Annotated in this window: 9 protein-coding genes; 3 read left to right on the forward strand and 6 right to left on the reverse strand. The window is 56.7% G+C overall.

Annotation, left to right across the window (positions count from 1 at the left end; all coding sequences use genetic code 11):
- Nucleotides 1-394: 394 nt before the first annotated feature.
- Nucleotides 395-1222, reverse strand: coding sequence for an AraC family transcriptional regulator (locus tag JUE67_RS03245; RefSeq protein WP_203626089.1), 828 nt, complete (start codon nt 1220-1222; stop codon nt 395-397).
- Between the two features lie 363 nt (nt 1223-1585).
- On the opposite strand from JUE67_RS03245, the gene JUE67_RS03250 reads away from it, so the two are divergent.
- From JUE67_RS03250 to JUE67_RS03260, 3 genes are read left to right on the forward strand one after another with little or no spacing between them, the layout of a single operon-like run.
- A complete protein-coding gene (locus tag JUE67_RS03250; protein ID WP_203626088.1) occupies nt 1586-2314 on the forward strand; it encodes an ABC transporter ATP-binding protein in 729 nt (242 codons plus the stop codon).
- On the forward strand, nt 2304-3449 hold the full coding sequence (locus tag JUE67_RS03255; protein ID WP_203626087.1) for an ABC transporter permease: 1146 nt from the start codon (nt 2304-2306) through the stop codon (nt 3447-3449). The genes JUE67_RS03250 and JUE67_RS03255 overlap by 11 nt, the downstream gene beginning before the upstream one ends.
- An 18-nt stretch (nt 3450-3467) precedes the next feature.
- A complete protein-coding gene (locus tag JUE67_RS03260; protein ID WP_203636969.1) occupies nt 3468-4109 on the forward strand; it encodes a TetR/AcrR family transcriptional regulator in 642 nt (213 codons plus the stop codon).
- Between the two features lie 634 nt (nt 4110-4743).
- Here the strand turns inward: JUE67_RS03260 and JUE67_RS03265 are convergent.
- The 5 genes from JUE67_RS03265 to JUE67_RS03285 all read right to left on the reverse strand — a co-directional run bounded on the left by JUE67_RS03265 (nt 4744) and on the right by JUE67_RS03285 (nt 11865).
- Nucleotides 4744-5097 (reverse strand): hypothetical protein, encoded by a 354-nt coding sequence (locus JUE67_RS03265; protein ID WP_203628448.1) that lies wholly within the window; start codon nt 5095-5097, stop codon nt 4744-4746.
- A 28-nt stretch (nt 5098-5125) separates the two neighbouring features.
- Nucleotides 5126-6601 (reverse strand): metallophosphoesterase family protein, encoded by a 1476-nt coding sequence (locus JUE67_RS03270; RefSeq protein ID WP_203628449.1) that lies wholly within the window; start codon nt 6599-6601, stop codon nt 5126-5128.
- Between the two features lie 381 nt (nt 6602-6982).
- Nucleotides 6983-8452, reverse strand: coding sequence for an ABC transporter substrate-binding protein (locus JUE67_RS03275; RefSeq protein ID WP_203628450.1), 1470 nt, complete (start codon nt 8450-8452; stop codon nt 6983-6985).
- Between the two features lie 238 nt (nt 8453-8690).
- Nucleotides 8691-10160, reverse strand: coding sequence for a response regulator transcription factor (locus JUE67_RS03280; protein WP_203628451.1), 1470 nt, complete (start codon nt 10158-10160; stop codon nt 8691-8693).
- Nucleotides 10138-11865, reverse strand: a complete 1728-nt coding sequence (locus JUE67_RS03285) for a sensor histidine kinase (RefSeq protein ID WP_203636970.1) — start codon at nt 11863-11865, stop codon at nt 10138-10140. Before JUE67_RS03285 ends, JUE67_RS03280 begins: the two co-directional genes overlap by 23 nt.
- Nucleotides 11866-11922: the final 57 nt, after the last annotated feature.

Consider the following 11922-nt stretch of genomic DNA (forward strand, 5'->3'; position numbering starts at 1 on the left):
CCATCAGTATAGCGGGCGCTCGAGACCGCTTCCATCTGTAAAACACGCCCATATCAGGCATTATGTTGCCTGCCGGGTGCGGTCATAAACGGGCGGTCACCTTTTTGCCTAGTTTTCGGCACGACCGAATGAGCTGTCAGCCCTATCCGCCCCGCTTTGCACCCTGTTGAGTTGGGCGCCGCGGGCCAGGTCTGAGACAGATAATCGGCCCAGCCACTCGCTGGCCAAGTGCGCCAGCATGCGTCTAGGCCGAACTATCTGTTCAGACCTAAACGCCCCGCTTTGCACCCTGTTTAGCTGGGCGCCGCGCGGCAGGCCTGAGACAGATAGTCGGCCCAGCCACTTGCTGGCCAAGTGCGCCAGCATGCGTCTAGGCCGAACTATCTGTTCAGACCTAAACGCCCCGCTTTGCACCCTGTTTTCGATAGTCCCGTGGCGCGAGTTGGTAATGGGCCTTGAATTGTTTCGTGAAATGCAGCGCATCTCGGTACCCCGATCGGCTGGCGACCGTTTCGATCGACAACTGGGTGGTCTCAAGGAGCTGTTGGGCATGCCCGAGGCGCAATCGCTGAAGATATTGTTGCGGAGACAAGCGCAGCTCCTTCATGAACAATTTGTAGAGATAACTCCGCGTGATATGGACCTCATCCGCCACATCCTGCACCGTGATCGGTTGCTCAAACGAGGCATTCAGATAGGTCAACGCCCGCATCACCAGCTGCGGATGCGGCGGCTGTTCAGGCTCCGTCAACCCCTCTGCCTCGCAAAATGCCGAGAAAAATGCCGTGAGATCCCGCAGCCGCCGCAGACTATCATCTGACTGACCAGCCGCGGGCATCCGCTGTTCATTGAATGCCACCAACAGTTTTCCCGCCGCTTGGGGCATCTCGCCGAGCCACCACCCCGCCGGTAACACTGAATCCAGGTAGCGCCCCGCCAATTGCCCGCCAAACCCCAGCCAGCAATACTCCCAAGGCTCATCAAAGGCCGGCCAGTAGCTGACCTCTGTGCCACTTTTTAGCAAAAAACATTGGCCGGCGCGGAGCTCATGTGTCTGCCCCGCCACCTTGAGATAGCCGCGACCCCGTAACACAAAATGAATGATGTGATCGCACTGAATGCGATACGCATAGCGATCCAGTGGCGTGCACCGCTGCCAGCCGCATTCCTGTGGGGCAAGATCGAGCTCACGCGCCGGAAACTTTTGCCATAACAGTTGCATGCTGCCCTCCGATAAGTCGATTTGTTTCCTGTTCGGGCTGACTATAGCACACCCACAGCACGCTCGGTGGAAGCGTTGTCTAATTGTGGAAAAAGTGGAGCTAAGTGCCTATAACAAGCGCCCAAGAATAGGTCGCAAGTCATGCCCTATTTTCGAAGTCCCTGTCATGTCCAGCAATGACACGAAAACGCTGGTGCTGCGAAGCGGTTTGCGCGCCGCATCATTTGAGGTTGCATACTCGCTGTCGGTGGCTATAATAAGTGAGTGAACGCTCACCCACGCGGCTTAACCGTCAAATCTGAGCGCATCTTATTATTTTCAACGCGGTGAGCGCCTGCTCGCCGCATGAAGGAGGCAACGTCCATGGCAACTGTGATCAACGTGTCGCATCTCACGCAAGGCTATGGCAAGACGATCGTACTTCATGACATTTCGCTGCAAGTGGCGCCCGGGCAGATTCTCGCCTTGATCGGTCCAAGCGGGGCGGGCAAGACGACCCTGGTCAGCGCGATCATGGGCATGCTGCGGCCAAAATCAGGCACAGTCGAGGTCTTGGACACGCCGATGCCCGATCGCGCACTTTTGGCAAAGATCGGGTACATGGCACAGACTGACGCCTTATATGACGAGCTGACTGGCCGCGAGAATCTCGCCTTTTTCGGCACGATGCAAGGCGTGTTGAAGATCGAATTGAAGCAGCGCATCCCCCGCGCGGCCGCAGTCGTAGATCTTCAAGGTGATCTGGACAAGCCGCTCAAAGATTATTCAGGCGGAATGCGGCGACGGTTGTCCTTGGCCATCGCGCTGTTGGCTGATCCACCCTTACTGATTCTCGATGAGCCGACTGTTGGCATCGACCCGGAGCTTCGCCAACAGATCTGGGCGGAGCTGCACCGCATGGCTAAGCGCGGCATCACGATTTTATTAACAACTCACGTGATGGAAGACGCCGAAGAAGCTGATCAGGTGATGATGATCCGGCAAGGCGCCGCGATCGCCCAAGGCACGCCGGCCGCTTTGACGGCGCAATACCATGTCGACTCGATCGAACAAGTCTTTTTGCAGGCAGGGAGGGATCAGGATGCGCGTTAAAGGCATGATTCACCGTATTTTCACCGAGATGCTTCGGGACAAACGAACGCTCGCGCTGATGTTCCTCGGCCCCCTTTTGATCTTGACGCTGGTCTATTTTCTCTTCCAGGGAAACGGCACGCAGACCGCGACCTTGCTGGTGAAAAATGTCGATCAGTCACTGATCACGGCGCTGAAAAACGATCACCTCGAGATAAAGGCCACGCGTGCATCAAGTACCGCGAAGACGCAGATTCGTCGACGGGATGCGGCAGGCATGCTGGTGCAAAATGGCGACAAGCTCACGTTGACCTTGGCCAACAGTGACCAGAGCCAAAGCACCATCATCAAGCAGAGTCTCCAACAGGCGCAGGTCAAGCTGAAAATGCAGACAGCGGCCGCGACGATCAAGACCCAGGCAGCTGCCCTCAAGCAACTTCAAATAGCCCTCGCCAAGGCAACGGGCCAGGCTGGTATCAAAGGCGCCTCGCAACCGGCGACCACCGAAAAGGCTGTCACGATCAAAACGCATTACCTCTATGGCGGCGCAGACGCGACCTATTTTGAAACGCTCCTGCCAATTCTGCTGGGCTTCATTGTGTTCTTCTTTGTCTTCCTGATCTCCGGCATCGCACTGCTTCGCGAGCGCACGACTGGCACCTTGTATCGCCTGTTGGCAACGCCGGTGCGACGCGGCGAGATCATCGCCGGATACCTGGCCGGCTATGGCCTATTCGCAGTGGTCCAAACGCTTTTGATCGTGCTGTACACAATTGGGGTGTTCAAAGTGCAGATCATCGGGAGTCTGTGGCTGGTTCTGCTGATCAATTTGTTAATGGCGGCGGTCGCGCTGACAATGGGGCTCTTCATTTCGACTTTTGCCGACTCAGAATTCCAAATGATTCAGTTCATCCCCATCGTTGCCCTGCCGCAGATCTTTTTCTCCGGCATCATCCCCGTCGCCACCATGCCCGGCTGGCTCCAGGTCGTCGCTCACATTTTTCCGCTGTACTATGGCGCCCAAAGCATGACTGCGGTGATCGAAAAAGGCGCGACCCTGACGACGGTTGGCCCGAGCCTACTGATCTTGTTTGGCTTTGCCCTCGTTTTCCTGGTGCTGAACGGCCAAACGATGAAACGTTATCGGCAAGTCTGACAAAGGAGTGAACGCACAATGAGTGAACTAGCAAAGCTATTTGATGAAACCGTCGCCGCAACTGATCTGTCTGACAAACAAAAAGCGGTCCTGAAGGCAAGCCTGCAATTGTTTGCCGCCAAGGGATTCGACAATACCTCGACTGCGGACATCGCGGCCGCGGCCCATGTTTCAGAAGGCACCGTCTATAAACACTTCAAGACCAAGGACCAGTTGCTGGCGGCCGTCATGCGCCCCTTCGTGCGACAAGTGGTCCCGCGCGTCGCAGGGGACTTCATTGCCCGCATTCAAGGCCAGGCGGCGCCAGACTTTGGGACCTTCTTGCATTATGTGATCAAAGACCGTCTGCAATTTGCCCAGGAAAATCGGGCCGAGGCCAAAATTTTTCTCGGTGAGCTGATGCATGACCAGGCCATGCTGGATATGCTTCTCAAGGACTTCCAACAAGTCGCACAAGGCCCGTTGACCGCGATCTTCCAGCACTATCAGGCGACGGGAGAAGTCGTCGAGTGGCCGGTCAGCGAAGTGTTTTGGACGTTTCTCGGGGTAATGGCCGGCCATGCGGTGCCGCTGATCTTGATGCCGAGTAATAAGTTTGACCTAGAGCGGGCGGCAGACGAAGCAACCGCTGTGCTCGTGCAAGGGCTGCGGCCGGCATAAAAAAAATAGTCGTCTCTCAGTAGGATCGCAACGCCATGGGCTGCGATCTGTGAGAGACGCCTATTTCATTTGGTTCATCCGTGCGCAGCCCCCCAAAAATCAGGGCCGGCCACGACAAAGAGGCCCCGAAAGGCCCCATTTTTAACTTTATTCGATTACGTGACTGCAGTGCCCTATGTGACCGCCAGCATGCGACCAAACTGGCGGGACCCTTTTCACCTTGGCGGGTAACGGCGATGAAACTGTCGCTACCTCTAGTCACTATAGTAGTAATGGTGACCGTCGTGGCTTTATACCACTTGAACTAAGTCAGCGGACCTCGCCCAAGTGGCCCCGGGAAAAGCTGATGATGCTCGGAACCCGGCGCACCGGGTGGATCTCCGAAAAATTGTACAGGAGAGCAGTAGGTTAGCAAGGCCTACACCTGCAATCGAGAATTCTACTTTATTTTAGATAGTAAGCGGTTTCTTGTCAACAATCTGAACCGCTTGCCTCAAAATTGCAAGCGCCACAAGAACCGCGCCATAACGCGGTTCCAGGCCGCCTACAGACGGTCACGCGTCCCAGTTTGGTCAATCGTTCAATTTATTGGCGAATCGCCAGCCCAATTTGGCTTTTGTATGACCAATGTGTCTCAGATAGCCCTCCCGGAGCGCGCTAGCCAGCCCTCAGCCCCGATCAAGCCAGCAACCACGACACAGCATAAAGCAAGTGCAGTGCTCGCCGGCCATACAAGCCAAAGCACCAGCGCCGCGACCAGCACCAGTCTGGCCATGATGAGTAACGTGTGTCCGTAACGGCCAAACGCGAGCGCGGCGCCCCCAGCGATACTGAGCATCAACAGGACCAACAGCACGATCTCGATCGTCAGTTTCCCGGTTGCGCCGACATATGAGGCTTCCGTGACAGCAGCCAGCAGGTTGGCCGCGATCAAAAATTCTGCGGCGAGGCCAAAGCCAAATTGCAGGAAACGCAGCGCTAATTTCACGTACAGGCTCCTTTCGTATCAAAGCGCATTAGTGCCCCATCGCTGCCAGTAAGTCTTTCAGTACCGTCGCCAATTGCCCCGGCGTGGTGGTCGCATCCGCAAGAGCCAGGCGGGCCGGCATCAACGCGCGCGTCAGTTGCGGTGTTTGTGTGAGCGTCTGAGCCTGGCTGACGGTCTGCTGAAGCTGGGGCCGCTGATCGATCGGATAACTGGTCGATAGCACCCACGCCAGCGCGTCCAGAGCCTCCTGGAGCGCCGCATCACTGTACCGCGCAAGTTGGCCCCGCATCCGCGCGAGTCGGTCGAGCGCCTCAAAACGGGCGGTTTTGGCGGCCGGCGTGTGCGGGGTCAGCGCGGTCACTTTTTTCCCCGCTTCGATCAGCTGATCGAGATACAAATCGCGTGTCGCAAATACGACCCCATCATGGGCGGCTGACCACGGCGCCGGCGTCTCGCGCTTTCCGCCTGGCGCCGTTTCGATCAGTTCGCGCATCGTCGTCTGGGCGGCTGCGCCAAATAGCGGCGCCTCGAGCGCCTCCTCGTCGGCATCCACGTCCTGCGCACTTTGCGAATACGTCGCTGTCAAAAGCGGCAGTGCGCGGTCGAGCCAGGCGGTATCCGGCATTTTTTGGCTCAGCGCATCGGCCCACACACTGCCCAACGTCCGCGCCGGCAGGGCCACATCGAATTCCGGCAGCCGCTGGTCGTTGGCAAGATCCCAGGCGGCAAGCGTCAAGTGCGCGTCATCGAGCGTCACCTCGTAGCCGCACCCCGCGCTGTGCAGGCCGGCCTTGGCGCGACCGTACGCCGGCGTGTCGATGCACGTCGCATAGGCGCGCGGAATGGCCTCGGCCACGCCAAACGCATTGTGGATGTGCCCGCTGAGGAAAAACGTGTCCGGGTGCCGCCGCAACACGTCCTTGAGCAGGGCATCCTGCTGGCCCGTCCCACCGTATAGATCCGACAGGCGATGCGTATCATTCAGCGGTTCATGCAAAAACACGAGGTGCGGGCCGGCGTCTTCTGTCAGCTGCCGGTCCAGCCAATTGAGAGTGGTCGCGGGCAAGTAAACGGCATCCTTCAACCCTTTTTCCGTATTCAGGAAGATCAGTCGCGCGGACCCGGCGCGCAGCGTGTATGACAGGCCCTGCCGCTCGCGGATGGGCGCATTCGCCAGAAACCGCAGGAAAAATGGGGCCGCTACTTGATGAAAATGCTGCGGATCCTCCTCTTGCATGTTCGTCCACTCGAAATTGCGCGGGCCGCGCACATCATGGTTGCCCAGGGTCAGCGCGAAATCCAGCCGGTCGGAAAAATCGCCGAGCACCTCCGCAAACGCCTGATACTCCGCTGGGTCCCCGGTGTTCGTCAGATCCCCGTTGATCACCACCAGCGGCCGGTCCGCTTGCTTGCTGATCGTCTCCAGGCCGCGTCGCAGCGCCGCCTGATTGGCCGGATCCGTTGTCAGATGCGTATCCGCTAATAGGAAAAAATGTGTCTGCATGAGTCGATTTCCTTTCTTTGCCATCACTGTCTAAGAACGAGTTACGAATCGTCTTGCGCTTCTATTTTGCACGGATCTGCCGCTCAGTCAAAGTGAAATAGAAAAATTTGGCACAGCTGGCGACGATTTTTGCGGATGTCTCGTCTGTCCAAGCTACCCACTCAGACCTGAACGCCCCGCTCCGCATCCTGCTTAGTTGAGCTTCGCCGCGCAGGGGTGGAACATCCAACTGTCTCGTGCACTCGAGGCGAAAACCGCCTCAAGCGCCCGAGCCAAGTTGGCTGCCCACCCCTCCCGCCCCGCTCCGCATCCTGCAACAAAAAGCACGCCTCTTGGGGGTCCATCCAGAGGCGTGCTCGTTTCGCTGTTACCAGTCAGCGATTATTTGGCTGCGAGGAATTTGTCGTATTGGCTCTGCAATTCCTTGGCAACGGTATCCCAGCCAGCTGTCTTCAGCTCAGCGTTCATCTTGTTGATCGTCGGAACAGGATCCGCGGTACCGGTGTTGATGATATCCGAGTACTTGCTCATGACGTTCGCGATGTTGGTCAGTTCCGTCTTGTACTTATCAAGGTTCGGCATGAAGCCCAAGTCAGCGGCTTCTGAGGTATCCTTGATGCTTTGATCGCGTTCCTCGATCTGCTTGTCAGTGACACTGTCAAGCGTGTAGAGGTTGCGGTTGTTACCGGTCATCCAAGCGCCGTAGTAGGTGTTTTGCTTGTAGCCAGGCAGGGTCTTGATCTTGCCCTTGGCCTTGTCAGTGAACTCCCACTGCTTGCCTTCAATGCCCCAGACCATCGTGTTGATGATCTTCTTGTTGGTGTTGATCGCGTTGAGGACCTCGACCGCTTCCTTCTTGTGCTTGGAAGACTTGGAGATCACGTACAGCGCCATTTGTGCGTCAGCCGTGCTCTTGTACGGCTGGGAGATCTGCTTGGTGACAACTGGCTTGCCACCGCGGGCGTTCAAGATCGCCGTATCGCCATAATCGAATGGGCCGGTGGTCTCGATGCGGCCGAACCAGGTGTCGTCAGCCAGCGAGTACTGTGTGGTCGATGTTGCGGCATCCCGTGGGACATAGCCCTTTTGGTACCATTCGTGCAGGGTCGCCAGGTTCTTGCGCATGATATCCAGGTTGTAAGGATTTTGAACCTTGGTGTCCTTGCCGCTTTGGTCAACGACGAATGGATAGCCGTTGGAAAGTGGGTAGGACCAGCCTGGTGTCGGTGCGTGGTAGCCCTTCACGATCGCCATCGGGTTGATGCTTGGATCAGCCTTCTTGAACGCGGCCATTGCGTCGGTCGCGGTCTGCAGCGAGTCAACATTGTCCACGTTGATGTTGTACTTATCCGTGAACGTGCCGTTGAAGACCAACTTCTCCTGTGAAAAGACGTTGGCGTTGGTCGGGAAACCATAGATCTTGCCGTCCAGGGTCACGCCTTTCCAATACGCCGGGTCGATCTCGTCATATGCCTTGGACGCATATTTCTTGATCAATTCAGTCATATCGGCAAAGCCGCCTTTTTGCGCATTTGCGGAGTAGCTGTTCGCAAACGCAAGGTCAAAACCATCACCGGATGTCAGCATTACTGAGAACTTTTGGCCATAATCCCCCCAAGAGATCGGCTTGATCTGTAATTCGACATTCGGATATTGCTTTTGAATCTCCTTGTTGACGATCTTCATCATTTCGGTGGAGTTCGTCAGCGGATCGCCAGGACGATACATCGTGACAACGACCTTCTTGGACGAAGACCCGCTGCCTGAAGAACTGTTGTTGCCGCATGCTGCCAGTGTGACGGCACAGACAGCCGCCGCACTCAAAGCCAAACCTTTACGCCACATACTCATAACAATTTCCCCCTAAAAAACAAATTTGGTGTAGACCCTCCAAACAATTATTAATATGCGCCATGAAAGCGGTTTCGTCAAGTGATTGGACTCGAAACGCCACGAACCGGCCACATTCTTCACCATTTTCACATCGTGGCCTAATTTTCATAAGCCCTTAACCATTAACGAATAAATCTGTAATTAAAAAACAGCGTATACATTGGTATACACTGCTTTGTTTCTCATATTCGGGGTGTCAGTCGGCTGTGCCGTTGTCTGCGGCCGCCCGATATTCGCGAGGCGACATGCCGGTCTGTTGTTTGAAAAGTTTGTAGAAATAGCTTGGCGTCTGGTAGCCGACGCGTTCTGCGATCTGATTGACGTCCTCGCCCGAGTTGCGCAATAGGTCGATGGCGATGCTCATCCGCCAGTCATTCAGATACTGAGAAAAGCTACGGCCGACCTCCTGTTTGAACAATTGGCCTAGGTAAACCGCGTTCAAATGGAGCTCATCCGCGACCTCCGCCAAGGTCAGCGGTTCGCCGTAGCGTTCCTGGATCAGCCGGCGCATGGCCAGCACATTGCGCGAGTAACGGCGATCGCTTTCCTGAGCGGCGCGCTGGGCGATGTCGGCCAGAATCTCGGTCAGCTTGGTCACCGTCTGCGCCTGGTTGATGGCGTTGATCGCCGCGGGTTTGCGCTCGCTGGCTGTGCCTTTTTCGCTGATCACCAGCAGGACGATCATCGCGAATTGGCGGGTGAAGGCTACGGTGGCGTTGAGTTCCTTGAGTGTTTCGAGCTGCTCAACGAGCCATTTCTTGAAGGCCACCGGATCCAGCGGGCCAAGCGTTTCGCGCAGCTCGGAAAAACCGGGCAGTGTCGGCATCGTCTCGGTTTCCTCGGGCCTCGGCAGCCGGCGCAGGCCCGCATTGGTCTCGAAGAAATACTGCCGGGCGATCTCCCCGCGCATGGTGTGATAGGCCTCGGTCAAGGTGGTCATATTCGACACCGTTGGCCCGATCAATTCCGGCCGGCGCGTCGAGGAGATCGGCTGCGGCGCTTCATTGATGAAGGCATTGAGCTGATTGTCATCCCCTTGAAACAGGATGATGAAGTCCTGGCCCTCACGGAAAAAGCCAGGGACCGCCGCCTGTTCCTGCAAAAAATCTACCAGGTCCGTCGGCGGCAGTGGATTCAGGACCGCGATCAAGCGCACCGGCGCCGCGGGATTGGTGAAGACGATCTCAAGTCTTTTCAACAGGTCGTGCGCACTGCCGGGGTCGGTGCCGGCCACCAGCGCGCGCATTTCGGCCTGAGCCGCCAGCGTTGCGTTGTGATCGCTGGCCTGCCGCTCGTCGATGCGCTTGAGTGCCGCCTCGAGCGCCGTCACCAATTCCTCGGTGTCGACGGGCTTGCTGAGGTAATTGACCGCGTGCTGCTGCAGGCCCGCGCGCACGTAATCAAAGTCGGCGTAACCGGAGATCACGATCAGTTCCATGTCCGGCTGCAATTTTTTTGCCTTGGCCACAAAGGTCGGACCGTCCAGCTCAGGCATGTTCATGTCTGACAGCAAGATATCCACCGGATTCTCAGCCAACCAGTCGAGCGCCTTGAGCGGATTTTGCTCGGTCTTCACGATGGTCAGGCCGAGGCGCGCCCAGTCGATCAATTTCGGCAGACCGCGCAATAACATGTATTCGTCATCAACGATCATTACTTTTTTCATCGTGGTCTCCTTTGTCGGCAGCGGGGTCGCGGAATTGAATCGTGGTCTGGACCCCGCTCAACCCGTCGCTGGTCATAAACATATTAAAGCTATCACCGAAATAATCGGCGAGTCGTGAATAAACATTTTGAATACCGATCGACGTGCTCTGGTCCCCGGCCAGCGGCTCCTTCATCCGTTTGTTCAGGGTCTGGACCTCATCCAGCGCGAGCGGTTTGCCGTTATTGGCGATGCTGATGGTGATCAGGTCACCTTCTCGCCAGGACTTGATGCGAATCACGTTGTCGCCGCGCGAGAAGTCGACGCCATGCACGAAGTAATTTTCAACTAACGGCTGGAAGCTGAACTTCGGGATGCTCAGCGCCGCGATCGTCGGGTCCACCGTGATCTGGTAGGCCAAGCGGTCTGGAAAACGCACCTGATACAGGAACACATACTTGTCGATGAAATCCAATTCGTGCTGAATCGTCGTCAGCGGCGAAAAATCGGTGTTGTTCCGCAGCAGGGCGGCAAAATTATACACGACATTGGCCAGCTCCGGCTGATCGGCATCCAGCGCGGCCATGCGGATGTATTCCAAGGTGTTGGACATGAAATGCGGATTGATCTGCGCCTGTAGCGCCTTGATGTTGGCCTCTTGCTGGGCGATGCGCAACTGGTAGATCGTATAAATATATTGATCGATATCGCCGAGCATCCGGTTGATGCCATCCCCGAGCTCGCTGAGGTCGGATTGATCCACCGTGACCGGCACCCGCGCCTTGAGATCGCCATTGCCCACCGTTTTTACCGTGGCCAAGATCGTGTTGAGCTGGACCCGATACCGGCCAAACGTGACCCACAACAGCGCACTGAGCAGCGCCAGCACGAACAGCCCGAGCAAAGCGACCGACGCGACCCGCCAGAACATGAGGGCGCGCATGCCACTGCGGCTGACAACGAAGATCAAGGTAAACTCATTGGGCAGCTCCTTTTTCTCGACGGTGAAGTCGTGGAGCTTGCTGAAGTCGTCAAGTTTGGCGGCCTTGGTCGCCAGCGCGCGCTCATTTTTGTCCACTGAGCTGTCGCTAAAATGGTTGACCAACACGCCGCTATTATTGAGGACCAGCACCTGCAAATGCGCCCGGGCGTCGATCGCGGCGAGCTGCTGATCCAGCGTGCTCCGATCATAATCGATGCCCAGGGTCCCATCGATCGTCGCGTCGGTCGGATTGATCAGGCTCGTGGAAAAATCGGGACTGATATTCTGGTTCGTGAGCAGCTGGCCCTCTTTTTTCTTCTGGGTGGCCACAAACACCTGACCCGCTTTGGCCTTCGTCACATTCAGCGTCAGCGTCAGCCGCTTGACCTCGGGATGCTGCATCATGAACGTCGAGGATTCGTTGGACCAATTGTAATACTGGCCCTCGCCTTGACTCTGGGTGATCGCGTATTGCGCGTAGGCGGCCGGCGAAAGGGCAAAATACTGCGCGATATTCGTCAACCGGCGGCCATCTGAGGTGATATTTGCGGCGTAGTCATCGGCGATCGTTTGGTAGCGGGTCACCGTTTCGGTCGCGCGCTGGGTCGCCATGTTTTCCGCTTGTTCCAGCGACGATTGGTAGCTGCTGACCGAGCTGACGATGCCAACGCCGGTGATGCCTAAGCCCAAAACGAGCAGCACCACGGTATAGATCTGCATCAATCGTCGAAAATTGAGTTTCATCTCGGTCGCCTCCTGTCCCCTCAGTTTACCACACCAAAAGACGAGCCTCGCCGCGAG

Origin of the sequence: Lacticaseibacillus mingshuiensis (genome assembly GCF_016861785.1) — a bacterium.
In the GTDB taxonomy this organism is placed as follows: domain Bacteria; phylum Bacillota; class Bacilli; order Lactobacillales; family Lactobacillaceae; genus Lacticaseibacillus; species Lacticaseibacillus mingshuiensis.